Raw genomic sequence first — 25,152 nt, 5'->3', positions numbered from 1 at the left:
GGCAGCACGCTGACCCTGGAGCGCACCGCCGGCGGCGGTGCGGTCCGGCGCAGCCTGCTGCCGGGTGGCCTGCGCGTGGTCACCGAGCAGATCCCCGGTGTGCGGTCGGCGTCGGTGGGCATCTGGGTCAACGTGGGCTCCCGCGACGAGCCGACGCCGGTCGCCGGCGCGGCGCACTACCTGGAGCACCTGCTGTTCAAGGGCACCGACCGCCGCACGTCGGCCGGTATCTCCGAGGAGATCGACGCGGTCGGCGGCGAGCTGAACGCGTTCACCTCCAAGGAGCACACCTGCTTCTACGCCCATGTGCTGGACGAGGACCTGCCGCTGGCGCTGGACCTGGTCAGCGACGTGGTGTTCCACGCGGTCTGCGCCGAGAAGGACATGGAGACCGAGCGCAGCGTCGTGCTTGAAGAGATCGCCATGCGGGACGACGATCCCGAGGACCTGCTGCACGAGGCGTTCTGCGAGGCCCTGATGGGCGATCACCCGCTGGGCCGGCCGGTGCTGGGCACCGAGCAGTCCATCGGGGCGATGAGCCGGGACGCGCTGTTCAACTTCTACAAGAAGCGCTACACGCTGCCGCGCATGGTGCTGGCCGTCGCCGGCAACGTGGAGCACGCGCAGGTGCTTCGGCTGACCCGCAAACTGCTGGGCGACCGGCTCAAGGGCGAGGTCGAGCCGACCGCGCCGCGGTCCGGTCGGGCTCGTATCCCGGTGCGGCGCGAACTCGTGCTGTGCCCGGACGACACCGAGCAGGCGCACCTGATGCTGGGTATGCGTGCGCTTGACCGGCACGACGACCGCCGGTTCGTGTTGGGCGTGCTCAACGCGGCGCTGGGCGGCGGCATGAGCTCGCGGCTGTTCCAGGAGGTCCGGGAGCGCCGTGGCCTGGCCTACCAGGTCTATTCGTCCACGGCCGCGTACGCCGACACCGGCAACCTGTGCGTGTACGCCGGCTGCACCCCGGACAAGCTGGGCGAGGTCGCCGGCGTGATCCGCTCGGTGCTGGATGACGTGGCGCGCAACGGTCTCTCGGCCGCCGAGGTGGCTCGCGGCAAGGGACAGCTGCGTGGCGGCCTGGTGCTGGGTCTTGAGGACACCAGCTCCCGGATGTCCCGTATCGGCAAGGGCGAGCTCAACTACGGCGACCACCTGACCGTGGAGCAGACGCTGGCCCGGATCGACTCCGTCACCGAGGAGGAGGTCGCCGTGCTGGCCAAGGAGCTGCTGCGCCGCCCCGTCTCGGGCTCCGTGGTCGGACCTTACGATCACCGTGACGACCTGCCTTCCGAGGTGCATGAGGTGATCAAGTGAGTCGGGACTACGCCGTCGATCCGTTGCGCGTAGGTGTGTTGGGCGCCAAGGGAAAGATGGGCGCCGAGGTCTGCAACGCCGTCTCTCGCGCCGATGACCTGTCCCTGGTGGCCGGCATCGACCAGGGCGACAGGCTGGAGGCGCTGACCGACGCCGGGGCCGAGGTCGTCGTCGACTTCACCCACCCCGATGTGGTCATGGGCAACCTGGAGTTCCTGGTCAACTGCGGCATCCACGCCGTGGTCGGCACCACCGGCTTCACCGCCGAGCGGCTGGCCACCCTGCGCAGCCAGCTGGACGTGTCGCCCGGACTCGGCGTGCTGATCGCCCCGAACTTCGCCATCGGCGCCGTGCTGACGATGAAGTTCTCGGCCATCGCGGCCAAGTACTACGAGTCGGTCGAGATCATCGAGCTGCACCACCCGCGCAAGGCCGACGCCCCGTCCGGCACGGCCATGCGCACCGCGCAGGTCATCGCCGCCGCGCGGGCCGAGGCCGGCCTGCCGGCCAGTCCCGACGCCACCAGCCAGGAGGTCGACGGCGCGCGCGGCGCTCTGGTCGACGACGTCCGCGTGCACGCGATCCGGCTGTCCGGCCTGATCGCGCACGAGGAGGTCCTGTTCGGCGCCGACGGCGAGACGCTGACCATTCGGCACGACTCCATGGACCGCAAGTCGTTCATGCCGGGTGTGCTGCTGGCCGTGCGCAACGTGCCGTCGCTGCCCGGTCTGACCGTCGGCCTGGATTCTTTGCTCGGGCTATGAAAGCGCTGTGGACCGCGATTCTGTTGACGGCCGCCCTGGTCGTCTACCTGGTCCTGCTGGCCGACCGCGCCGTCCTGCTGATCCAGGCCGGCGGCGTGGTCGGTGTCGGGCTCGGGGTCGCCGTCCTCGTGCTGCCGCTGATCGGCGTGTGGTTCGTCGTCGTGCAGTGGCGCAACGGCATCAAGATCAACGCGTTGGCTCGCCGGCTGGAGGCCGAGGGCGGGCTGCCCGACGTCTCCGGGCTGCCGCGCCGGCCGTCCGGTCGGGTCGATCGGGCAGCCGCCGACGAGTGGTTCGCGCAACGCAAGGTCGAAGTCGAGGAGTCGCCCGAGGACTGGCGCGCCTGGTTCCGGCTGGCCCACGCCTATGACGTGGCCGGGGACCGGGGGCGGGCGCGGGAGGCCATGCGCAAGGCCGTCGAGCTCGGTGGCTGAGCGCGGTTTCTCCGGTAAGGTCTACGCGGGGGCAGAGAGTCGTGGGGCCACTGTGGGATTACGGAGTTGGGTACCGGCCGAGGTTGACGTCACCAAGCCGAGTGCCGCACGGGTGTACGACGCGTTTTTGGGCGGCGGCCACAACTTCGCCGCCGACCGCGAGTTCGCGCGGCGGGCCGAGGAGGTCCTGCCCGGTGTGACGGTGTCCAGCCGGGCCAACCGCAAGTTCCTCCGCCGCGTCGTGACCTACGCCGCCCAGCAGGGCATTCGCCAGTTCCTCGACATCGGCTCCGGCATTCCGACCGCGGGCAACGTGCACGAGATCGCGTTGCAGATCAGTCCCGAGAGCCGGACCGTCTATGTGGACAACGAGGCCGTCGCCGTCGCGCACAGCGAGCTCATGCTGTCCGACGTGCCCCAGGCCCGGGTCATCGACGCCGACCTCCGCTCGCCCGGCGAGGTCCTCAGCCACCCCGTCGTCCGCGAGATGATCGACTTCGACCAGCCCGTCCTGCTCCTCATGCTGGCCGTCCTCCACTTCGTCCCCGAGCCGGCGGACCTGACACCCCTCATCGACCGCTACCGCGCCAAGCTGTCCCCCGGCTCCATGCTGGCGATCACCCATGCCACCGGCGATCACCGCCCCAAGGAGCAGGAGGAGGGCTTGGTGAACCTCTACTCGAAGAGCACCAACACCGCCTTCAACCGCTCCCGCGCCCAGATCACCGCGCTGTTCGGCGACTACGAGCTGATCGAGCCCGGCGCCGTCTACGTGCCGGAGTGGCGTCCCGACGAGGGCGAGGCCGAGGACCACCCCGAGCGCTTCCTGTTCTTCGGCGGCGTAGCCGTCAAACCCTGACCCCCGTGAGTCCCGCTTAGCGTCACACCGAAATGCTGAATCCGATTCAGCATTTCGGTGTGACTGTGGGCGGGACTCGCGGGGGTTTGGCTAGCGCCAGACCTTCAGCAGCTTGGCCGAGTGCGGGGCCAGGTCGGCGCTGAACGAGTTGGTGTACCGACCGATCTGCTGGTGCGACCACACATCACGCACGGACGCCTTGCCGTGGAAGCCGAAGTCGGACCAGTTGGCGGTGACGGTGGCGGCCTTGGTGTCCAGGTTGAACAACGCGACGGTGTAGGAGCCGTCGGCGTTGCGGACCCACCAGGTCTGCTGCGGGGTGTGGGCGACGACGGGCTTGGCCGGGCGGCCGGCCTGGTCGATGGCGATGACCTCGTCGTTGGTGAGCAGGGACAGGCCGTACGAGTCGAGCTTGGTGAGGTCGTCACCGGTGTAGAGCGGCGCGGCCTCGATGGCCCACAAGGTCATGTAGAGCTGGCGCTCATCGTTGCTGAGGCCGTCCATCTGACCGCTGCCGACGTCGAGCGAGTCGAGGTTGTTCCACCCGCCGCGGCCGGCGTCGGGGATCCACTGGACGACGTCGTCGAAGCGGCGGACCAGGGAGTTCTGCCACGTGACGAGGGTGTCGCAGTAGCACTCGACGTCGGTGTCGATGCGCCAGCCGTTGGTGTAGCGCTGCCAGGTGTCGATGTTGTCGTGGTTCAGGGACCACGACACCAGGAACTGGATGTTGCGGCCGGTGCGGACCAAGGACTTGGACCACGCCGCGACGTCGGCGGTGTTGTCGTAGTTGGGGCCGGTCTTGTCGGAACCGGGGCCGACGCCGTCCAGCTTGAGGAAGTCGATGCCCCACTTGGCGAACATCTGCGCGATGGAGTCGATCCACTTGCCGGCGCAGGGGTTGTCGAAGTTCAGCTTGTACGAGCTGTCCCAGCCGTTGGTGGTGCGCAGGTCGGGATAGACGACGTCACGGGTGAAGCAGCCGGGCGCGCCGGCGATCGGCGAGTTGCCGCCGTTGTAGGCCTCCTTCTCCATGCCGACGGGCATGTAGGTGCCGACCTTCAGCCCCATGTTGTGGATCTTGCGCACGGTGTCGGCCATGCCGCTGGGGAAGCGCGCGGCGTCGGTCAGCGGCCGGGCGTTCTGGTCGTACTCGGGCGTCCAGTCCCACTTGCGCCACCAGCCGGCGTCGATGTTGACGTACTGGTAGCCGTGCGAGCGCAGCTTGCTCGACATGACCTGGGCCTGCTCCAGCACGTGCTGCTCGGTCAGCCAGCTGTAGTCACCCTGCGTGTTCACTCCGGGGTACTTGGTCGACTGGAGGCTCCAGCTGCTCCACCCCAGGTACGGTGTGTTCGCCGTGGGTTTGCTCGGTGTTCTCGCAGCTTGTGCGGGTGTGAGTCCGGCGAGCACCGTGCACAGCGCGGCAAGCAGGACGATCATGCGGGAACGACGCATGGCGGCGCACTCCTGTCGGAAAGGGGCACTCATGGCGGCGACGGGTTGCTGGCATGAAACTCCGCGTCCGTTCGGGTGTCAAGGACGTTAATTTCTGAGGGAAATAATGTTTGCTATGGTCAACGTCGTGTCCGCCGCGGTGCAGGTGTTCGCCGTGGTGCTGAGGCACGGCCCCATCTCGCGCGTCGAGGTCACTGCCCGGACCGGCCTGTCGCCGGCCGCGGTGACCAAGGCGGTCCGCCCGCTGGTCGACGCCGGCTACCTCACGGAGCGTCCCGACGAACGCACGCCGTCCCGACTGGGGCGGCCGGCGATGCCCGTTCAGGTGGTCGCCGATCGGGCGTTCTTCATCGGGGTCAAGCTGACCGCCGACGAGGTGATCGCGGTGCGTACCGACCTCTGCGGCGTCACCCGCGACGTGGTGCACCGCCCGCTGGCCTCGACCGCGGTGGGCGACGTCGTCGAGATCGTGGCCGAGGTGGTGCGTGGCCTCGCCGCCGATCACGAAGTGGCGTGCCTCGGGGTGTCCTTGGCCGGCGACGTGCTGCGCGACACCGGGATGGTCCGCTTCTCGCCCTTCCTGAACTGGCGCAACGTGCCGCTGGCCGACCTGGTCTCGGCGGCCACCGGCCTGCCGACGCTGATCGAGAACGACGTCCGGGCGCTGACCGTGGCCGAGCACTGGTTCGGTGCGGGTGTCGGTGTGTCATCGTTCGCCCTGGTCACGGCCGGTACCGGCATCGGCTGCGGGCTGGTGGTCAACGATGTGCTGCTGCCGGCCGGCGAACTCGGCCACGTGGCCATCGATGTCGACGGCCCCGAGTGCTACTGCGGCGGCCGCGGCTGCGTGGAGGCGCTGGCCGCCGACCGCGTCGTGCTGGCCGGCTGCTCGGCCGTGGTCGGCCGGCCGCTGACCATGCCGGAGGCGATCGAGCTGGGTCGGGGCGGCGACGCGGCCGTGCACGCCGTGTTCGAGCGGGCTGGCCGGGCCCTCGGGCTGGCGCTGGCGGCCGTGGCCAATCTGGTCGGGCCGGAGCGCATCGTGCTCACCGGCGAGGCCGTCGGCGGCTACGACCTCTACGCCGAGCAGATCCGGCAGGCGCTGGCCGCGCAGGCCTTCGGTGCGGCGGCCACGTGCGAGCTGGTGGTGCGACCGCTGCCGTTCGACGAGTGGGCCCGTGGCGCCGCGGTCGTCGGCATCCAGGACCTGATCACGCGAAGTGGGGCAGCACGTGGCTCAACAGGTGCGGTGACGCTGCCAGCGCGGTGAACCGGACGAACCGGCCGGCCAGCGTGGTCACCACGAAGGCCACCACCGACATCCGGGCCACCCCGGCCAGCACGGTGGTGGCCATGAACGGCGGCATGCCGACCACCGAGCTGACCCCGGTGGTGGCGATCATCAGCTTGGGATGCCGCTCGCAGCGCCGGCGCAAGGCGTTGAACCACACGGTGACCTTGGCCCAGGCCATCGTCAGCCAGGTCACCCGGCGCGGCTTGTCCTTGGGCTGCAACCACTTCGGCAGCGTGATGTGGCCACGCGCGGCGAAGAAGTACAGCAGCTTGCCCACCACCTGGCCGACCGCGACCACGCCGCCCAGAATCCAGCAGGCGATCGGCGGATGGTGCCCGTCGGCGATCATGCCGATCAGGAACAGCTCCACGCTGATCAGCGGGCACAGCGCCGAGCCGACCGCGACGCCGAGGGACAGCGCCAACCACAGCAGCACGGCGTTTCCCTCTCCCGGTCGCGTGATCTTCCCCGACCGAGGCTACCGGAGCGGCACCGGCGTGTGAGTCGTGCTGGAGACCCATTCCCGGTGGGCTTTTGTCCACCCCTGGGACTACTTCCGGATGGCGCCGATGTAGCGGAAGAGCACGTTGTCCAGGTTCGACTCGTAGCCACCGGTCATGCCCAGCAGCGCCTTGTTGCCCTTGCCGTCCGGCGGCACGGCGAACATGTTGGCCGCGGTCGTCACGCCGTCGTAGTCGAACATCGACCAGGCCCACCACTTGGGGATGTCGGCCCCCTTGAGCTGCTGCTTGAACGGGGTGTACTGGCGGACCGGCACGATCTTGCCGTCGTCGCCCCAGAAGTCCTGGGGCTGCGGCTGGGCCTTCCAGATGACCTCGCCGTTCTGCCGGATCTCGGAGACCTCGTAGGGCTGGTTGTACTGGTAGCCGTTGCTCATCGAGCTCATCGCCGCCGCGGCCCGCAGCGGGGTGGTGGCCAGCGCCTTGGTTCCGGGGATGAAGTCGAAGCCGGCGTCCTGGTAGTGGCCGGCGGGCACCACGTTGCCCAGCACCTGCTGGATGTCGTCGCCGACCGGGCCGGCGGCCGAGAAGGCGTCGTTGAAGCCCTGCTTGAGGTAGTCCGGCCCGCCGTAGAAACCGAGCACAGCTCCCGTTTTGTCGTCGACCGAGGCCATACCGATGTGCACGTTCTGGTCCTGCGGCCGATTCGGGTCCAATGTGGACATACGGTCGTCGACCGACTTCTTGGCCGCCTGCATGTAGTCCTGGCGGAACGTGGTCACCACGGTGAAGCCGCCGCGGGCCACCGTGTTGGAGTCCGGCACCGACGGGTCCTTCTCGTGCATCCGGTCCAGGTTCTGCATGGCCGCGTCGACCAGGTAGCCGTTCATGCCGCCCATGTCGTCCGGCTCGTACTTGACCGGCGTCGGGAACTGCATGGTGGCCCGCTGCTGGGCCGAGATCTCGTGCTCGGCGACCATGCCGTCCAGCACGTACTTCCAGCGGTCCTGCAACGCCTTGAGCGCCTTCGGGTCCTTGTCGGCGGTGGCGTAGTAGTACGGCGACTGGATCACCGCGGCGATGTAGGCCGCCTTGGCCGGGTCGGTCAGCTGGCCGATGTCCACGCCGAAGTAGGCCAGCGAGGCCGACTGGATGCCGTAGGCGCCGCGGGCGAAGAAGATGGTGTTGAGGTAGTCGGTGAGGATCTGGTCCTTGGACTCCACCTGGTCCAGCTTGACCGCGACCAGGATCTCGTTGATCTTGCGGGCCATCGTCTGCTGCTGGGTCAGGTAGTAGTTCTTGACGAACTGCTGGGTGATCGTCGAGCCGCCCTGCAGGTTGCCGCCGCTGCTGGACAGGTCGTTCTTCAGCGCGCGCAGCAGGCCCATCGGGGACACGCCCGGGTCGCTGTAGAACGTGCGGTCCTCGGCCGCCAGCACGGCCTGGCGCACCACCAGGGGAATCTGCTCGAACGTGACCGGGCGGCGGTTGGTGCCGACGTGGCTGATCTGGGTGGACCCGTCGGCGTAGGTGAAGATCGTCGCCTGCTGCACGGCGTCCTCGTTGGGCTTGGGGATCTGCACCGTGGCCACCGCCACGAAGAAACCGGCCACCATGCCCGCGACCAGCGTCGCCGAGGTGCCCAGGACCAGCTTCCACGATGGCAGCCAACGGCGCACGCCCCGCTTGGCCCGCCGCGGGTAGTCGATGAGGCGCACTCGGTTGTCCTTCCCCAAAACCCGATCCGTGTCGGGGGGTACGACTCCGAAGACGCCGAGAGGGTTGTTCCCGGTTCAGGAACTGATCAGTTTCAGGTCCACCGGACCCGTCACTCTGGCTTCACGCAAAGGTTTTCCGCCGGCGTCCAGCGTGCGCACCACACCGTCGGTCTCCCAGCCGGCCGAGTGGTAGAAGCCCAGGGACGCGCGGTCCGCCTCGGGCACCCAGCTCACGCCGCGCGTCGCCCCGAGCTTTCGCAACGTCTCCGCCGCCGCCGCGAGCAGCCGTCCGCCATGGCCGCGCCGGCCCCAGCGGGGTTCCACCAGCAGCGTCGCCACCAGGCCCGTGTTGGCCGCGTCCTCGGGCAGGCTGCCGTCGGCCTCCGCCACCTCGCTGTCCGGGGCCGGGCCGACCACGCAGAAGCCGACCGTCCAGTCGCCCTCGATCGCCACGTGCACGGTCGCCGTGCCTTGCTCGACCAGCTCACGCATGGCGTCCGTGTTGTCCAGGCCGGCCAGCACCTCCGCCGGCAGCAGGTCCGCGTACGCCGATCGCCACGTGTCGCGCTGGATGCGGGCGATCTCCGCCGCGTCAGAGGGGATCGCTAGACGTACAGACGCTTCAGCCACGGGGAGAACCTAGCGGGTTGTGGATCGGTGCCCGCGAATACCGCCACCCCCAGATCGCTCGGCCCCGCCCCTGCTTCGCCCGGTTGCTGGATTTTTCGAGGTCCGCCACCTAGCGCGACCACCCACCGAGCCGACGCGGGCCTCGAAAAATCCAGCAAGGGCGAGGCAGGGGTCACGAGGGGCCGAGCCGCCCTGCCGGAGGCAGGGCCATTCAACACAGGGCCGAGCCGCGACGCCGGAGGCGGCGCGATCCAGAACTGTCAGGGGTGCGTGGCAGCATCAATCCCGTGCTCAAGATGTCTCCACTGGCCGCTCGTCGGACGGCGCTGGCCGCGCAGGGGTTTGCCCAGCCCCGGCCCACCGGGCCGGTGACCAGGCGACACCTGCAAGGGGTGCTGGCCCGGACCCAGCTGCTCCAGCTCGACTCGGTGAACGTCGCGGTCCGCGCGCACTATGCCCCGCTGTTCAGCCGGCTGGGCAACTACCCGATGGAGCTGCTGCAGGAGGCGGCGTGGTCGCACAGCGACCGCAAGCCGCGGCTGCTGGTCGAGTACTGGGCCCATGAGGCGTCGCTGGTGCCGGTGGCGGACTGGCCGCTGCTGCGCTGGCGGATGCGTCAGCACAAGGAGCACCCGAGCAAGTACTGGCAGAGCTCCGGCGGCCATCACCTGTCCGACGAGGTGGTGACGGCGGTGAAGGAGCTCGGCCCGATCACCGCCGGCGCGCTCGAGGAGCAGATGGGCCTGAAGGTCGCGCGGGAGAAGACGCCGGGTGGCTGGTGGCATCGCTCCGACGTGAAGCGGGCCTGCGAGTACCTGTTCGCGACGGGGGAGCTGACCACCGGCACGCGGCGGGGCTTCGAGCGCTATTACGACATCGCCGAGCGGGTCCTGCCGCCCGAGGTGCTGGCCGTGCCGGAGGTGTCGCGGGCGGACGCGTCGCGGCAGCTGACCGCCAAGGCCGCGGTGGCGCTGGGGGTCGCCACCGAGCCTGACCTGCGTGATTACTACCGGCTGAAGCCGGAGTGGTCGCGGCAGGCGGTCGCCGAGCTGGTCGAGGAGGGCGTGCTGGAGCCGGTCGCGGTCGACGGCTGGCGGCACCAGGCCTATCGGCACGTCGCCGCCCGCACGCCGCGCCGCGTGCAGGCCCGGGCCCTGCTGTGCCCGTTCGACCCGCTGATCTGGGAGCGGGACCGCACCGAGCGGCTGTTCGACTTCTTCTACCGCATCGAGATCTACGTGCCGGAGCCGAAGCGGGTGCACGGCTACTACGTGTTCCCGTTCCTGCTGGGCGAGGACCTCGTGGCCCGCGTGGACATCAAGGCCGACCGTGCGGCCGGGGTGCTCCGCGTGCCCGGGGCGTTCGCCGAACTCGGGGTGGACCACGCCGAGGTGGCGCACGAGCTGGCCGAGGAACTGCGGCTGATGGCGGAGTGGTTGGGGTTGGACGGGGTCGTCGTCGGGAAGCGGGGTGATCTGGCCTCGCGTCTCGGGGCCCTGGTCTGACGTCCCAACTGAATCGGGCGAATTTCCCGGTCGCGCCGGGGATCTGTCCCATGCCGCCGGGAAGGGTCGGCCCGCAGCATCGGCGTATGACCTTCACGCACAAGCTGCTGTTCGCGGTCGCCGGGGCCGCGGCGGTGGGGATCTTGGTTGCCGGCCCCGCGTCGGCGACACCGCAGCCGGTCCCGGCCAACACACCACAGCCGATCCCGGCTTCGCCCGCCTTGGCCGACACTCCGCAGCCGCTTCCGGCGCTGGCTGACCAGCCGGTGCCCGTGCCGGCGCTGCTGGGGAACCCCCAGCCGTTCCCCGCCGGTTCGTTGGCCAGCGATCCGCCGGACAAGCACGTCCTGCCGTTTGAGGGCGGCCCGCCGACCAAGGACCTCGCCGGTCGCGAGGGTGACCCGCCGGGGCCGTTCGCCGACGAGTACGACCCGAACCCGAACCACGGCGGCGGCTCCTTCATCGACCCCGGCGGCGACGGCGCCGACTAGCCACGAGCGACGGCCACGGGCCCGCCCATCCCCTCCGTGGGCGGCCCCGTGGCCGGTGGTGCCGGCACCGCCCCCCACGAGCGGCACCGGCACCGGATCGCCCGTCGGCCTCAGCCGACGGCAGTGGTGATGACGGCGTTGCCGGAACCGGTGCGGCCGCGGACCTTCAGCTTCGGCTCCTTGCCGGCCGGCGGCGTGGCGGACACGTCCAGCTCGCTGCGGGCCTGCCCGGCGTGCGAGATGAGGTCGACCATGGCGGCGGTGCCGGCACGTACGGCGACGCGCAGCTCCCCGCTGCCGGTGACGAGCTCGATGGCGCCGCAGGCGGCGTCGGCCACGGTGACGTCACCGGTGCCGGTACGCACCATGACGTCGGACTGCACGGCGCCGAGCCACACGTCGCCGGAGCCGGTGAACAGGGCGCTGGGCCCGCCGACGGACGACACCTCGATGTCGCCGGAGCCGGACTTCACCTGGACGCCGCCCATCATCGGGCCCAGCCGCACGGCGGCGGAGCCGCCCTTGACGCTGGCGACGCCGTCGGCCCGGTCGACGCTGACGTCACCGGTGCCGCTGATGACGTTGAGCCGCCCGGCCGAGCCGGTGACGGCCAGCGTCGCGGAGCCGCTCTTGGACTCCAGGTGCGAGCCGTTGGGCGCCTCGACCACGACGGCCAGCGGCACGCCGCGCATCGGCAGCGGCTTGGGCGTGCGCACGACCAGCCGACTGGCGGTCAGGTCGATGCGGGTTTCCCGCACGGCGTCGTCGGGCGAGCCCTCCGACGGCGTGCCGAACTGGTCGCTGACCCAGCTGAGCAGCCCGGACAGGCCGGGAATCCACTGGTCGGCGCCGTCGGTGTCATGCCGAACGGACACCCGCACGCCCGGCCGCTCCGACAGCTTCACCTCGATCCGGCCGGACCCCACGACCAGGTCGATCTCGACCGGCCCGGTCGCCTCGAACTCTTCCTCGCGAACGAAGCCCGTGTCCTCAGGCGCGTTCTCGGCAGTCATCGTGTCCACCCCTGTTGTCCCCTCAGCCCTCGACCCAGCCGCTGACGCGCGAGCCGCCGCCACGCCGCTGGTCCGGTCCCTGGTCTTTCCAGCCGCCCCAGCCGCCACGGCCGGTCCAGCTCTCGTCCCACCACTGCCCGCCGCGGTTGCGGGCCCGACCGTGCCCGCCGCGGCGCTGGTTGTTCAGCGCCCCCTGCACGGCCTGCGCCACGAACGAGTTGAGCGACTGCCCCTGCGCCGACGCGGCCTGCTCGGCCTTGGCCTTGAGCTCCTCCATCAGCCGGACCGTGATGCGGCTGATGTCGCCGTTCGGGTCGAAGGCGGCGATCGGCTCGGCCTCCTCGGCCGGCGGCTCGTCGGACGGCGCGGTCGTCGTGGTGACCACGACCTGCACGTCCCGGCCGTCCAGCCGCAGGCTGACGACGTGGTCCTCGAGCGACGCGGTGACCTCGGCGGCGAGGTCGGACAGCGCGGTCATGATGGCCAGCCGAGCGGCCGGCTCCAGCGCGGCGGACAGCACGGCTGCGGTGCGTCGGGTGTTGTCGTCCCCGGCTGCGGCGGCGGTCGTGAGGTCCTCGCGCAACGTTGCGATGTACGGCGTGAGATCCATGACGTCACTGTGACACCACTCGTGACGTCAGTCAAGCGTCATGACGTCATCGGTGACACCGCCATGATGTCACGGGTGTCGCCGATCGTGGCCGAACTCGTCGTCTAGGCTCGGGTGAACCGCCACCGGGGAGTAGGAGACAAGGCTCGTGACCGAGACGGTGCCGCTGAAGGTGCAGCTCATCGCCAAGACAGAGTTCTTCCCGCCGGCGGACGTGCCGTGGACGACCGACGAGGACGGCGGCCAGGCGCTGGCCGAGTTCGCCGGCCGCGCGTGCTACCAGTCCTGGTCCAAGCCGAACCCGGCGACCGCGACCAACGCCGGCTACATCCGGCACATCATCGAGATCGGCCACCTGTCCGTGCTCGAGCACGGCTCGGTCAGCTTCTACCTGAGCGGCCTGTCCCGGTCGCTGACCCACGAGCTGATCCGGCACCGGCACTTCTCGTACTCGCAGCTGTCCCAGCGCTACGTGCCCGAGCGCGACGCGGCCATGGTCGAGCCCGAGGTCATCGCCAACGACCCCGAGCTGCACGCCAAGTTCGTCGCCGCCGCCGAGGCCAGCGTCAAGGCCTACGCCGAGCTGCTCGAGGGCCTCGAGAAGAAGTTCGCCGACGTGCCCAGCGGCACGCTGCGCCGCAAGCAGGCCCGCCAGGCCGCCCGCGCGGTGCTGCCCAACGCCACCGAGACCCGCATCGTCGTCACCGGCAACTACCGGGCCTGGCGGCACTTCGTCGCCATGCGGGCCAGCGAGGCGGCCGACGTCGAGATCCGCGCGCTGGCCATCGAGTGCCTGCGCCAGCTGCAGAAGGCCGCCGGCAGCGTGTTCGACGACTTCACCATCTCGACCCTGCCCGACGGCACCGAGGTGGCGTCCAGCCCGTTCGTGACCGAGGGCTGAGCGATGGGCGTCGCGAGCGAGGAGCGCCGGCTGATCTGCGAGGCGTTCGAGGACCTGGGTCCGGACGCGCCGACCCTGTGCGAGGGCTGGAACGCCCGCGACCTGGCGGCCCACCTGGCCGTGCGGGAGCGCCGGCTCGACGCCTCCCCGGGCATCATGATCAAGGCGTTCGCCCCGCACACCCAGCGGGTGCAGGACTCCTACGCGGCCAAGCCGTGGCCGCAGCTGGTCGATCTGGTGCGCAGCGGGCCGCCGGCGCTGTCGCCGTTCGGCATTCCCGGCGTTGACGAGCTGGCCAACACCGTCGAGTACTTCGTGCACCTCGAGGACCTGCGCCGGGCCCAGCCCGACTGGGAGCCGCGGGCGCCGGAGCCGGTGCGGGACGACGCCCTGTGGCGGCAGCTGTCCCGGACCAGCAAGCTCACCTTCCGCAACAGCCCGGTCGGCGTGGTGCTGCGCCGCGGCAACGGCAGCGAGGTCGTGGCCAAGCGCGGCCCGAACACCGTGACGATCACCGGCGAGCCCGGTGAGCTGGTGCTGTTCCTGTCCGGCCGCGACCAGGTCCGCCTGGACTTCGAGGGCGACCAGTCGGCCATCGCGCGCGTCCAGGGTTTGAACCGAGGCGTCTGACCTCCTGGTCTTGGTCAAGGCACGGACCGGGTAGCGTCTTGGCCATGACCGGGAGTTCCACCACAGCACCAGGACGGCCCTTCGGCCGGGTGCTCACCGCCATGATCACCCCGTTCGACCGGGACGGCGGGCTCGACCTGGACAAAGCCCAGGAGCTGGCCAACCGGCTGGTCGACCGCGGGCATGACGGCCTCGTGGTGAACGGCACCACCGGCGAGTCGCCGACCACCACCGAGAGCGAGAAGGCCGAGCTGGTCCGCGCGGTGGTGGACGCCGTCGGTAGCCGGGCCATGGTCATCTCCGGCGCCGGCAGCTACGACACCGCGCACTCGGTGCGCCAGGTGCAGCTGATCGAGAAGGCCGGCGCGCAGGGCGTGCTGACCGTCACGCCGTACTACTCGCGGCCGCCGCAGGCCGGTATCTACGCGCACTTCCGGGCCGTGGCCGACGCCACCGGCCTGCCGGTGATGCTTTATGACATCCCGCCGCGCACGATCGTCCCGATCGAGGTCGACACGCTGCGCCGGCTGGCCGAGCACCCCAGGATCGTGGCTGTGAAGGACGCCAAGGGAGATCTGCTCGCCGGCAGCGAGGTGCTGGCCAGCACCGGCCTGGCCTACTACTCGGGCGACGACCCGCTCAACCTGCCGTGGCTCGCGCTGGGCGCGGCCGGCATGGTCAGCGTGATCGGGCACGTGGTCGGGGACCGGCTGCGGGCCATGGTCGACGCGGTCGACGCCGGCGACCTGGCCGCCGCTCGCACCGTGCACAACGAACTGCTGCCGCTGCACCGGGCCATGTCGGCCATCGGCGGCGGTGTGATCTTCGCCAAGACCGCTCTCCGGCTGACCGGCATCGAGGTGGGCGACCCGCGCCTGCCGCTGCCGGCCGCGACCCCGGAACAGACCGCCGCGCTGGCCGACGTGCTGCGCACTGCCGGCCTGGAGGCCGCCGCATGACCGACGTGATCATCCCTGCTCGTCCGCACAACAACCCGCCCCCGCTGGCCGACGGCGGCCTGCGCATCGTCGCCCTCGGCGGCATCGGCGAGGTCGGCCGGAACATGACCGTGTTCGAGCACGCCGGCCGGCTGCTCATCGTGGACTGCGGCGTGCTGTTCCCCGAGGACATGCAGCCCGGCGTCGACCTGATCCTGCCCGACTTCCGGGCCATCGAGGACCGCCTCGACGACATCGAGGCCATCGTGCTCACGCACGGCCACGAGGACCACATCGGCGCCGCGCCGTTCCTGCTGCGCAACCGGCCCGACGTGCCGGTCATCGGCTCCAAGTTCACGCTGGCGCTGCTGGCCGCCAAGTGCAAGGAGCACCGGCTCTCGCCGGTGCTGGTCGAGGTGGTCGAGGGCGAGCGCACCCAGCACGGGCCGTTCGAGCTGGAGTACTTCGCCGTCAACCACTCCATCCCGGACGCGCTGGCCATCGCCATCCGCACCTCGGCCGGCCTGGTCCTGCACACCGGCGACATCAAGCTGGACCAGTTGCCGCTGGACAACCGGCTGACCGACCTGGCCGGCTTCCACCGGCTCGGCGACGAGGGCGTCGACCTGTTCCTGGTCGACTCGACCAACGCCGAGGTGCCCGGCTTCGTCACGCCCGAGCGCGAGATCGGGCCGGTGCTGGACCAGGTGATCCGCCGGGCCACCCAGCGGGTGATCGTGGCCTGCTTCGCCAGCCACGTGCACCGGGTGCAGCAGATCCTCGACGTCGCCGTGAAGCACGGCCGCAAGGTGGCGCTGGTCGGCCGGTCCATGGTCCGCAACATGGGCATCGCCGCCGAGCTGGGGCTGCTGCACGTGCCGGACGGGCTGTTCGTCGACCTCGACGCGGCCATGCTGATGCCCGAGGGCGAGGTGCTGTTCGTCTCGACCGGGTCGCAGGGCGAGCCGCTGTCGGCGCTGTCCCGGATGGCCCGCGGCGAGCACCGGCAGATCTCCATCCGCTCCGGTGACACCGTCGTGCTGGCCAGCTCCATGATCCCCGGCAACGAGACCGCCGTGTTCGGCGTGGTCAACGGCCTGGTCCGGCTGGGCGCGCACGTCGTGCACCAGGGCAACGCCAAGGTGCACGTGTCCGGCCACGCCGCCGCCGGTGAGCTGCTGTTCCTGTACAACGCGGTGCGGCCCAGCAACGTCATGCCGGTGCACGGCGAGTGGAAGCACCTGCGGGCCAACGCCGAGCTGGCCATCCGCACCGGCGTGGCCGCCGAGCAGGTCGTCATCGCCGAGGACGGCGTGGTCGTCGACCTGGTTGACGGCAAGGCCGCCATCTCCGGCCGGGTCGAGGTCGGCCACGTCTACGTGGACGGCCTGTCCGTCGGCGACGTCGGCGAGTCCACCCTGTCCGACCGGCTCATCCTGGGCGAGGGCGGGTTCATCAGCATCACCGTCGCCGTGGAGACCGCCACCGGGCGGGCGGTCGCGCCGCCGACCATCTCCGGCCGTGGCTTCTCCGACGACCCCAAGGCGCTCGACCAGGTCGTGCCGCTGGTGGAGATGGAGCTGTCCCGGACCGAGTCCGAGGGCATCACCGACACCCACCGCATCGCCCAGTCCGTACGCCGCGTAGTCGGCCGCTGGGTCGCCGAGACCTACCGCCGCCGCCCCATGATCATCCCCACCGTCATCCCGGTCTGACTTTCAGGTTCGGAACGGACCATTCCTCTACTCGGAGTTTTGGAATGGTCCGTTCACGACGTCGGGGAGTGTCCGGTTCGATGCGGCGGCCGGAAGCGACCTGGACCACCGCGGCGCCGGCCAGCAGCACGACCGCGCCCACGATCTGCACCAAGTTGAGCACCTGGCCGAGGATCAGCCACGCCGCCAGCGTGGCGACCAGGGGCTCGACCAGACCCAGCACCGAGGCCGCGGCCGAGGGCAGGTGCTTCAGCGCGAGGATGCCGGCGACGTAGGCGAAAGCCGTGCTGACCACGGCGAGTAGCACCAAGGCCAGCCACACCGGGCCGAGCACGGTCTCCACCGTCATCGCGGGCCACGGCAGCGTCCACGGCGGGCTGACCAGGCTGATCAGCACCGCGCCGACGACCATGCCGCCGGTGGTCAGGGCCATCGGGTCGCCGTCGCGGGCAGCGCGCTCGCCGAGCAGGTAGTACGCCGCCGTGCCGACGGCCGCGCCGAGGCCGGCCAGCGTGCCGACCAGGTCGAAGCTGACGCCGTCGAACAGCTGGGCGATCATGGCCAGGCCGATCAGGGCCAGCACGGTGCCCCACCACATGCTGGCCGGCAGCTTGGTCCGGCGTACGAAGCGGATCCACAGCGCCACCAGCACCGGCGCGAGGAACTCCAGCACCATCGCCACGCCGACCGGGATCCGGGCCACCGCCACGAAGTACAGCAGCGGGCTGGCGATCACGCCGAGCAGGGCGTAGCCCAGGACCAGCCGCCAGTCCGACAGTTTCGGCAGGCCGGTGAACGGCGCTGCGAACGCCAGCAGCACGACAGCGGTCAGCAGGATGCGCACCGCGGTGACCTGCAACGGCGTGAAACCGGCGTCGTAGGCGACCTTGGCCGGCAGGCCGGAGAAGCCGAAGGCGACGGCCGAGAGCAGGCTGGCGACGGTGGCGCGGAGGCGGGCGGTGGTCACCGGACCAGTGTTGATCAGCGACTTGCCCCGGCGTGACGTATGTGACGGAAGTGAAAGGGCTACCGTAGGGGGCATGGCCGGGCGGACGACGACTTCGAAGCGAACCCCCACGCGTGGTAGAAGCACGTCCAAGCCCCGCCCCGCGACCAAGCCCCGTGGCAAGGCGCAGGCGGCCCGCAAGAGCACTCCCGCGCCGGTGAAGGCCGGCTGGGGCTTCTTCTCCAAGGGCATCGGCGGCCTGGCCCGGGCCGTCGGCCGGACCAAGGAGCTCGACCCCGCGCACCGCCGTGACGGCCTCGCGCTGGTGATGATCGGCCTCGGCGTGATCTTCGCCGCCGGTGTGTGGTGGCAGGCCGGCGGGCCGGTCGGCGGCTGGCTCGACCTGGCCGTGCGCAGCGTGATCGGCAGCGCCGCCTACGTGCTGCCGCTGGTGCTGCTGTTCATCGGCATCGTGCTGATGCGCTCCGACCCGCTGCCCGAGGCCCGGCCGCGCATCGTGTTCGGCATGATCCTGCTCGGCGTGTCCGTGTTGGGGCTGCTGCACCTGTTCTTCGGCGCGCCCGAACTCGCCTCCGAGAGCGGCCACGCCGGCGGCACGATCGGCTGGCTGGCCGGGCACTTCCTGGCCCAGGGGCTCACCGGGTGGGTCGCCGTGCCGCTGCTCGGGCTCGTCGCCGTGTACGGCGTGCTGTTGTTGACCGGAACTCCAGTGCGTGAGGTGCCGAACCGGCTTCGGGCTTTGATCGACCAGTCCGCTACGGCCGTTGTCCCTTCGGCGTCGGAAGCCACGCCGACCGAGGACGTCACCGAGAAGGACAGCTCCGCCGTGCGGTTGCGCCGGCCGTCGCGGCGGCGGCAGGCCGCCGACAGCGCCGAGGAGGCGCCGCGGCAGCTGGAGCTGCCCACCGAGGAGCCCGAGCCGGAGCCCGCCCTCGCCCCGCGCCCAAGGCGCGCAAGGCTCCTGCCGCTTCGGACAAGCCCGCCGCGCCACGGGCCGTCGACGGCGACTACACCTTGCCGTCGTTGGACATTCTCCAGGACGGCGATCCGCCGAAGTCGCGGAGCCGGGCCAACGACACCATGATCGAGGCCATCAGCGGGGTGTTGGAGCAGTTCTCCATCGACGCCCAGGTCACCGGCTTTACCCGAGGGCCGACCGTCACCCGGTACGAGGTCGAGCTCGGCCCTGGTGTGAAGGTCGAGAAGATCACGGCTCTCACGAAGAACATCGCCTACGCCGTCGCCACCGACAACGTTCGCCTGCTGGCGCCCATCCCCGGCAAGTCCGCCGTTGGTATCGAGGTGCCCAACAGCGACCGGGAAATGGTGCGGCTCGGCGACGTTCTCCGTGCCCCGTCGACGGTTGCCGACCAGCACCCGCTCGTTGTCGGTCTGGGCAAGGACATCGAAGGCCATATGGTCACCGCCAACCTGGCCAAGATGCCCCACCTGCTGGTCGCCGGCTCCACCGGCTCCGGCAAGTCCAGCTTCGTCAACTCCATGCTGGTGTCGCTGTTGGCCCGGGCCACTCCCGACGAGTGCCGGATGATTCTCATCGATCCCAAGATGGTCGAGCTCACGCCGTACGAGGGCATTCCGCACCTGATCACGCCCATCATCACCCAGCCCAAGAAGGCCGCCGCGGCCCTGGCTTGGCTGGTCGAGGAGATGGAGCAGCGGTATCAGGACATGCAGGTCAACAAGGTCCGCCACATCGACGACTTCAACCGCAAGGTGCGGTCCGGCGAGATCACCGCGCCTCCCGGCTCCGAGCGTGAATACCGCCCAAGGCCTTACATCCTGGCGATCGTCGACGAGCTCGCCGACCTCATGATGACCGCTCCCCGTGACGTCGAGGACGCCATCGTCCGCATCACCCAGAAGGCCCGCGCCGCCGGCATCCACCTGGTGTTGGCCACCCAGCGCCCTTCCGTCGACGTGGTCACCGGCCTCATCAAGACCAACGTCCCTTCCCGCTTGGCCTTCGCCACCTCGTCCCTCACCGACTCCCGCGTCATCCTCGACCAGCCCGGGGCCGAGAAGCTCATCGGCATGGGCGACGGTCTCTACCTCCCCATGGGTGCGGCGAAGCCCGTCCGCATCCAAGGGGCGTACGTCGGCGACGACGAGATCAACACCATCGTCTCCTTCACCCGCGACCAGGCCCAGCCCGACTACACCGACGGCGTGACGGCGGCCAAGGCCGGCGAGAAGAAGGAGATCGACGCCGACATCGGCGAGGACCTCGATCTCCTGTTGCAGGCCACGGAGTTGATCGTCACCAGCCAGTTCGGCTCCACGTCCATGCTCCAGCGCAAACTCCGCGTCGGCTTCGCCAAGGCCGGCCGCCTCATGGACCTCCTCGAGACCCGCGGCGTCGTCGGCCCTTCCGAGGGCTCCAAGGCCCGTGAGGTCCTCATCAAGCCCGACGAACTCGACGGCGTCCTCTACACCATCCGCGGCGGCGGTGGCGGCGAGCCCGAAGAGGACGACGACGAGGAGTAACCCTCAGCGCTGCAAGGGCACCTTGGCGAGGGCTTCCCGGATGGTCATGCCCAGATCCGGCACGATCATCCCCAGCTCCCGCAGCCGATCCACGACCTGCGTGAGATGCTGCCCCAGCTGCCGGCTCACGCCCACCAGATGCGCCAACGGCACCGGCTTCGCCGGATCAAGGAAGCCGCCTTGCACGCTGCGCAGCAGGGTCAGGTCACGGAACTCCGGGTAGTACGGCAGATTCTCCGACGGCACCGTGAACCCCAGCTCGCCCAGCCGATCGGCCGCCCAGAACGGCGACATGTTCAGCACGGCATGCGCCTTGATCAGGTGGTGCAGCCGCACCGGCCGCCGCACGTCCAGCCACGGCGCGGAACCGTCGAGTCGCACACTCAGCAGTTGGATGTCCTCCGGCGACGCCTTCGCCGGCGGATCGGGTGGAGTCAGGCCCATGGCTCGGCAGTGGTTCATCGCCATTGTGAGCGGCGTGTCGAGGCGGTCGGCTATCTGGAGCAGGGCACCGAGCGGGAGTGGTTCTTGCGGCGTCTCCCTGTCGGCGCACAGACTCTCCCAGACTTCGGGCAGCCACTCCGGCACTGCGTCGTCGGTGAGTGTCTGCGGCCTGATCTGCAGTTCGGTCGCCGTCCGCACCAGCTCGGCCAGCGACGCGTAGCTCTTCTTGGTGGCCTTTCCGCCCGAAGCCACCGTGAACCCGTAGGAGGACAGAATTTTCGTGGCTTCGGCGATGGAGATCTGCTCCTGGTCCGCGATCGTTCGGACTTCGCCCTGCCACACGGTCTCCCGGATCATGCGCCACGGCTCGGAGCGGCTGTGGTGCAGGCTCAGCAGCGCCAGTTCCGTGGTGTAGGACTGCCAGCGTTCGGCCGGGAACCGTTCCGGCGCTATGCCGTTGATGCCGAGCGTGGACAGTCGGCGCGCGGCCGAACGAGGGGAAAGATGCACCCTGGACGCGATGGCGAAGATGTGTCCCGGCGCGGCCAGCTCGTCGACCGAGCCCCAGGCCATCGAGAACGTCCGGCCGGTGCACAGCAGATGCACGTCTGAGGGCGTTGCGGCGAGCAGCGGACCCGCGCCGGCAAGTTCGGGGACGAGTTCCCTCAGTTCGGCGGCATCGCCCCGGGCCAGCAGGCGCCACAGGAAGATATGGTTCAGGGGATGGCCCCCGATTTGTTTCTGCCGGGGAAAGGACAGTGTCGGACCGCTGCCGGTCACTGTCCTGTCGGCCGGGAAAACCGGCTGTCTCGACCTCTCGGCGATCATGTCGGCCAGCGCCGGGTTGTCGAAACCCAAGCCGCTCAGCCATTCCTCGGTCAGCAAGGTGCCGGCCCTGATCAGGTCCGGAATGGCCGCCCGTTGCATTTCGTGCACGACAGGGCCGACCTCGCCGAGAATCGTGGTTCGGTCGACGGACAGTCGAGGCGCGCTGTGCCCGGTGAGATTCACGAAGGCGCCGAGAACGGTGTCGTTGCGCACTTCCGTATGCAGGCCGTCGACCAGTAGCCCGCCGCTGGACTCGCACCACACGACTTGGCCGGTCGTGTCGGTGACCCAGGTTTGCAAGCCGTCGCGCGGGGTGAAAACCCCGGCCTTCCAACGGCAACGCGTGTCGAAGTAGCGGGCGGTCGTGTCGAATTCGGCGATGGCCAACAGCCGGATCAGGGTCTCGACACAGGATTCCTTGACGCCGACACGAAGGTGCAGCCTGACGGTGGTGCCGGGGGTGCCGTTGACCGGCAGTTCCCTGATCTCGAACAAATGGCCGGGGCCGGTGATGGTGACCTCGTAGGTGGGGCCGGGGTGGCCGGTGTACCTGGACATGCGGCAAGTCGTGATGGTGAGTTCGTCGGCCAGCATGAAGTAGCTCAGGACGCCGATGCCGAAGCGGCTGTTGGGGTGGAGTTCGATGGGGGGATCCAGGCGGGACCAGTCGACCTGCTCGTCGCGGAACTCGGCCAGGTCGGCGAAGCGGGCGCCGGCGCGGGCGAAGACGCCGGTGAGTTCGGAGAGGCCCATGCCGACGCCGTTGTCGGTGCAATCGAGGTAAGGGCGGCCGGAAGGGTCGATGCCCTGGGTGAAAGCGATGCGGCCGGACCATGGGGAAGAACGGTCGGTGGTGCGGCGGAGGTACTCCTCGCGGGCGCGGCGGTAGCGGCAGGCGTCGAGGGCGTTCTGGTAGAGCTCGCGGATGGCCAACGAACGGTCGCGGTAGAGCTGCTCGCCCATGAGGAGCTCCTGAACCCGCTGCTCGTCCATACGAAAACGGGACCAACCGGAGAAGACAGGCCGGCGGTCGGGGCCGAGGGCGGGGCGGACCTCGTCGGAAGAGGCGCGTTCCGGCAACGAACGCAGGGGAGCGAGGACCTGGTGCTCGTCGGCGGCCTGGCGGACGGCGTGCAGAAGAGCGTCCAGGCGGACGGTGTGCTCGCGGAGGGCCTCGACGACGGAAGCGTGGTGGCACACGGCGGAAAGCACGGGGCAGTCGGCGCGGGGAATCCAGCTGGCGGTGGCGATGGTCTCGTGGAGGCGGGAGAAATCGACGGGGGTGTGCCAGACGATGATGTCGGACAAACCGGTGGTGTCGATGGACATGGCATAGGCGACGGCGAGCAGCAAACCGAGTAGGGGAGTGCGGACGTGCTCCTCGTCGGCGGTGCCGCCGAAGAGGGTCTCCTGGGGGCGCATCTCGATCAGGCGCTGCCTGCCGCACAAGACGTTGGGCTCGATGCGGAGGCTCTGCAACAAGCCGCTGACGCGGTCGGGGGTGAGCACGGGCGGCGCATCACCCAGCAGGTCAGCGATGGACTCGGGCTTGAGGACCTCGGCCTGAAGCCACAGCCAACGGTGGAACAGCCACCAGCGGACCTCGTCGTGCCCCTCCATCCGGCCGGCCAGGCGGCTGTGGTCCCGGTAGAACGACGAAGGCGGACCGTCCAGGCGCGAAGCGGCGGCGCGGGTCCACAACACTTGATGCAGCAACGGAATCAGGGCGAGCAGGGTGGCCTCGGCCCCGCCGAACGAGACGTCGAGCTTGCGGGCGAGCCAGCTCACCCGTTTGCTGAAACGCTCGGGCAGGCCGCGGTCGAGCCACGGGTCGTCGGGCAGATCCTGGTTCAACGAGGCCACATGCGTGGCCACGGCAAGGGCATCGGCCCGGTCATGGCCGGCCGGCCACACCTTGGAATCGTCGACCAGCCGGGCCCATGGCTCCACCGGCTGGTCGACAGCCGGCACGGACAGGTGCACGCCGCCGTTGATGGTGTGCGCCTGGATGATCAGCGAGTTGGGCACGTTGCCGGAGACCGTGTTTTCCGTGCCGTCGCTGGCCATCTGAGCAGACTAGCGGCGCCGGCCGGCGGTCGAGAGCGGGTCGCCGGACCGGGTGATGCGGCTGGGTGCGCCAGGCCCCCTGGTCACGGCGCACCCAGCCGGTTATTCCTCCCCCGCGAGGAATCCTTCGATGTCGGGCTCCTCGCCGCCGGGCTCGGTGAGGCGCTCGGCGAGGGTGGGCACGGGCTGCTGCAACCAGGCGGGGTCGTCCTCGAGCAGGCCGTACTTGGACGCGAACTGCTCGGTGGCGTCGCGGATGGACTCACGGAGGGCGCCGACGACGACGGACTCGGCGGTGCTGGTGAGCTCGATGAGCAGTGACCGGACCTTGTCGAGCTGGTCGGCCTGACCGCTGGTGGACGCGATGGCGGGCCACAGGTGGCGCTCGAAGACGTCGACGAAGTCGGCGGCGACGCGGTCGGTGGACTCGCGGAGCCGGGAGTACTGGGAGAGGACTTCCTGGGGCCCGATGGTGAGCTGGCAGAGGCGGGCGCCGGAGTCGAGGGCCCAACGGCGGGTGTACGGGCGACCATGGCGCCACTTGACGAGACCGAGCTGGGTGGCCTTGCGGAGCAAGGACGGCCTGAGCTCACGGACGGAGACGAGGGCCCGGATCTCGTTGATGCCGATGGGGATCCAGTCCTCGGGACCGTCCGGCGCGAGGCCGAGCACGTCGGCCACGGACTCGCCGCGGTCGCGGGCCTCGATGAGCTGGCCGATGGCGGGCAGTGAGAAGCCCCGGTCCTGGAGCCGCTGGACGAGGCGGAGTCGCTGCACGTGAGTCACGTCGTAACGAGCGGTGCGACCGACGCGGCGAGGGGCATGCAGCAGACCCTTGGTCTGGTACATGCGGATCGTGCTGGTCGGCAGGCCGACCTCGGCAGCGAGCTCCTCGACGGACACCCCAAGATCCTCGCCCGTGACGACCGGGCCAGTCAATACTCTTCTAGTTGTAATTAGAAGAGTTGCAGCAACATGCGGCTGTTGCCGAGGGTGTTCGGCTTCACATACGTGAGGTCGAGGAACTCGGCCACACCCTCGTCGAACGAGCGCAGCATCTCGTCGTAGACCTCGGGTGACACCGGGGTGCCCTCGATCTCCACGAAGCCGTGCCGGCTGAAGAACGCGGTCTCGAAGGTGAGCACGAAGATGCGGGCCAGCCCGAGCTCACGGGCCAGGTCGACCAGCTGCCCGACGATGGCGTGCCCGACGCCGCGACCGGACACCATCGGGTCGACGGCGACTGTTCGGATCTCGGCCAGGTCCTCCCACAGCACGTGCAGCGCCCCGCAGCCGACGACCCTGCCGTCCAGCTCGGCCACCCAGAACTCCTGCACGGACTCGAACAGGGTGACCAGCTGCTTGGTCAGCAGCACCTTGCCCGCGTAGTGATCGACGAGCGCCTTGATCGCACGCACGTCGGCGATGCGGGCCCGCCGCACCACTAGACCGGTTTCCACGGCAATCAACCTAGCGGGAGCACCGCCGTAAGCTGCCAGGCAGACCCAGGCAGCGGAGGGGGAGCGATGACCGGCGCGGGTTGGGACCCGTTCGTGGAAGCCGAGCGAGCGGCCACGGTGGGCCGCACGACCGTGCTGACCAC

At 69.9% G+C, this 25,152-nt stretch carries 21 protein-coding genes and 1 pseudogene; 12 read left to right on the top strand and 10 right to left on the bottom strand.

From position 1 onward, the window contains the following. The first annotated feature begins 9 nt into the window (after window positions 1–9). From M3Q35_RS25660 to M3Q35_RS25645, 4 genes are read left to right on the top strand one after another with little or no spacing between them, the layout of a single operon-like run. Window positions 10–1,317 carry a M16 family metallopeptidase gene (locus M3Q35_RS25660; RefSeq protein ID WP_273944465.1) on the top strand — a complete coding sequence of 436 codons (1,308 nt, stop codon included), beginning with the start codon at window positions 10–12 and terminating at the stop codon, window positions 1,315–1,317. Further along, on the top strand, window positions 1,314–2,081 hold the full coding sequence (gene dapB / locus M3Q35_RS25655) for a 4-hydroxy-tetrahydrodipicolinate reductase (RefSeq protein ID WP_273935063.1): 768 nt from the start codon (window positions 1,314–1,316) through the stop codon (window positions 2,079–2,081). The genes M3Q35_RS25660 and dapB overlap by 4 nt, the downstream gene beginning before the upstream one ends. Next, window positions 2,078–2,515 (top strand): tetratricopeptide repeat protein, encoded by a 438-nt coding sequence (locus M3Q35_RS25650; RefSeq protein WP_273935062.1) that lies wholly within the window; start codon window positions 2,078–2,080, stop codon window positions 2,513–2,515. Before dapB ends, M3Q35_RS25650 begins: the two co-directional genes overlap by 4 nt. Beyond that, a complete protein-coding gene (locus M3Q35_RS25645; protein WP_337960472.1) occupies window positions 2,448–3,374 on the top strand; it encodes an SAM-dependent methyltransferase in 927 nt (308 codons plus the stop codon). Before M3Q35_RS25650 ends, M3Q35_RS25645 begins: the two co-directional genes overlap by 68 nt. 90 nt (window positions 3,375–3,464) lie before the next feature. Here M3Q35_RS25645 and M3Q35_RS25640 read toward each other — a convergent pair whose 3' ends face one another. Beyond that, complete coding sequence (locus tag M3Q35_RS25640; protein WP_273935060.1) at window positions 3,465–4,832, bottom strand: glycoside hydrolase family 27 protein; 1,368 nt, start codon at window positions 4,830–4,832, stop codon at window positions 3,465–3,467. Between the two features lie 115 nt (window positions 4,833–4,947). On the opposite strand from M3Q35_RS25640, the gene M3Q35_RS25635 reads away from it, so the two are divergent. Further along, window positions 4,948–6,102, top strand: coding sequence for an ROK family transcriptional regulator (locus M3Q35_RS25635; protein ID WP_273935059.1), 1,155 nt, complete (start codon window positions 4,948–4,950; stop codon window positions 6,100–6,102). Here M3Q35_RS25635 and M3Q35_RS25630 read toward each other — a convergent pair. The 3 genes from M3Q35_RS25630 to M3Q35_RS25620 form a co-directional block, all read right to left on the bottom strand. Then, entirely contained in the window at window positions 6,044–6,562 is a 519-nt protein-coding gene (locus M3Q35_RS25630) for a hypothetical protein (protein WP_337960471.1), read from the bottom strand. The two genes, M3Q35_RS25635 and M3Q35_RS25630, sit on opposite strands and share 59 nt — an antisense overlap. A 114-nt stretch (window positions 6,563–6,676) precedes the next feature. Continuing rightward, window positions 6,677–8,305 carry a transglycosylase domain-containing protein gene (locus tag M3Q35_RS25625; protein ID WP_273935058.1) on the bottom strand — a complete coding sequence of 543 codons (1,629 nt, stop codon included), beginning with the start codon at window positions 8,303–8,305 and terminating at the stop codon, window positions 6,677–6,679. Window positions 8,306–8,380: 75 nt separating this feature from the next. Further along, entirely contained in the window at window positions 8,381–8,935 is a 555-nt protein-coding gene (locus tag M3Q35_RS25620; RefSeq protein WP_273935057.1) for a GNAT family N-acetyltransferase, read from the bottom strand. A gap of 296 nt (window positions 8,936–9,231) precedes the next feature. On the opposite strand from M3Q35_RS25620, the gene M3Q35_RS25615 reads away from it, so the two are divergent. Beyond that, complete coding sequence (locus M3Q35_RS25615) at window positions 9,232–10,440, top strand: winged helix-turn-helix domain-containing protein (protein ID WP_273944462.1); 1,209 nt, start codon at window positions 9,232–9,234, stop codon at window positions 10,438–10,440. A gap of 86 nt (window positions 10,441–10,526) precedes the next feature. Beyond that, entirely contained in the window at window positions 10,527–10,931 is a 405-nt protein-coding gene (locus M3Q35_RS25610) for a hypothetical protein (protein ID WP_273935056.1), read from the top strand. Between the two features lie 110 nt (window positions 10,932–11,041). On the opposite strand, the gene M3Q35_RS25605 is transcribed toward M3Q35_RS25610, so the two are convergent. Together M3Q35_RS25605 and M3Q35_RS25600 are read right to left on the bottom strand one after the other, a co-directional pair. Continuing rightward, window positions 11,042–11,944, bottom strand: coding sequence for a DUF4097 family beta strand repeat-containing protein (locus tag M3Q35_RS25605; protein WP_273935055.1), 903 nt, complete (start codon window positions 11,942–11,944; stop codon window positions 11,042–11,044). A gap of 22 nt (window positions 11,945–11,966) precedes the next feature. Further along, window positions 11,967–12,554, bottom strand: coding sequence for a toxin-antitoxin system HicB family antitoxin (locus M3Q35_RS25600; protein WP_273935054.1), 588 nt, complete (start codon window positions 12,552–12,554; stop codon window positions 11,967–11,969). Between the two features lie 148 nt (window positions 12,555–12,702). Here M3Q35_RS25600 and thyX point away from each other — a divergent pair, with 148 nt between their 5' ends. From thyX to M3Q35_RS25580, 4 genes are read left to right on the top strand one after another with little or no spacing between them, the layout of a single operon-like run. Beyond that, window positions 12,703–13,455 carry an FAD-dependent thymidylate synthase gene (gene thyX, locus M3Q35_RS25595; RefSeq protein ID WP_273935053.1) on the top strand — a complete coding sequence of 251 codons (753 nt, stop codon included), beginning with the start codon at window positions 12,703–12,705 and terminating at the stop codon, window positions 13,453–13,455. A 3-nt stretch (window positions 13,456–13,458) separates the two neighbouring features. Then, the gene (locus tag M3Q35_RS25590; protein ID WP_273935052.1) at window positions 13,459–14,085 is read left to right on the top strand and encodes a TIGR03085 family metal-binding protein; all 627 of its coding nucleotides are present in this window, start codon (window positions 13,459–13,461) and stop codon (window positions 14,083–14,085) included. 44 nt (window positions 14,086–14,129) lie between these two features. Next, window positions 14,130–15,044, top strand: a complete 915-nt coding sequence (gene dapA / locus M3Q35_RS25585; protein ID WP_273935051.1) for a 4-hydroxy-tetrahydrodipicolinate synthase — start codon at window positions 14,130–14,132, stop codon at window positions 15,042–15,044. Next, window positions 15,041–16,738: a ribonuclease J gene (locus tag M3Q35_RS25580; protein WP_273935050.1), complete on the top strand. Its 1,698-nt coding sequence runs from the start codon at window positions 15,041–15,043 to the stop codon at window positions 16,736–16,738. The genes dapA and M3Q35_RS25580 overlap by 4 nt, the downstream gene beginning before the upstream one ends. Here the strand turns inward: M3Q35_RS25580 and M3Q35_RS25575 are convergent. After that, window positions 16,725–17,705, bottom strand: coding sequence for an EamA family transporter (locus tag M3Q35_RS25575; RefSeq protein ID WP_273935049.1), 981 nt, complete (start codon window positions 17,703–17,705; stop codon window positions 16,725–16,727). The genes M3Q35_RS25580 and M3Q35_RS25575 overlap by 14 nt on opposite strands. A 73-nt stretch (window positions 17,706–17,778) precedes the next feature. On the opposite strand from M3Q35_RS25575, the pseudogene M3Q35_RS25570 reads away from it, so the two are divergent. After that, window positions 17,779–20,210, top strand: a pseudogene (locus M3Q35_RS25570) (FtsK/SpoIIIE family DNA translocase). Window positions 20,211–20,213: 3 nt separating this feature from the next. Here the strand turns inward: M3Q35_RS25570 and M3Q35_RS25565 are convergent. The 3 genes from M3Q35_RS25565 to M3Q35_RS25555 all read right to left on the bottom strand — a co-directional run bounded on the left by M3Q35_RS25565 (window position 20,214) and on the right by M3Q35_RS25555 (window position 25,009). Beyond that, the gene (locus M3Q35_RS25565) at window positions 20,214–23,549 is read right to left on the bottom strand and encodes a wHTH domain-containing protein (RefSeq protein WP_273935048.1); all 3,336 of its coding nucleotides are present in this window, start codon (window positions 23,547–23,549) and stop codon (window positions 20,214–20,216) included. Window positions 23,550–23,651: 102 nt separating this feature from the next. Beyond that, window positions 23,652–24,452: a MerR family transcriptional regulator gene (locus M3Q35_RS25560; protein ID WP_273935047.1), complete on the bottom strand. Its 801-nt coding sequence runs from the start codon at window positions 24,450–24,452 to the stop codon at window positions 23,652–23,654. A 53-nt stretch (window positions 24,453–24,505) separates the two neighbouring features. Further along, a complete protein-coding gene (locus M3Q35_RS25555; RefSeq protein ID WP_273935046.1) occupies window positions 24,506–25,009 on the bottom strand; it encodes an amino-acid N-acetyltransferase in 504 nt (167 codons plus the stop codon). Between the last annotated feature and the right edge of the window lie 143 nt (window positions 25,010–25,152).

The organism is Kutzneria chonburiensis (assembly GCF_028622115.1).
In the GTDB taxonomy this organism is placed as follows: Bacteria; Actinomycetota; Actinomycetes; order Mycobacteriales; family Pseudonocardiaceae; genus Kutzneria; species Kutzneria chonburiensis.
The sequence above is the reverse complement of the archived record's forward strand: the minus strand, read 5'-3'. Positions and strand labels throughout refer to the sequence as shown.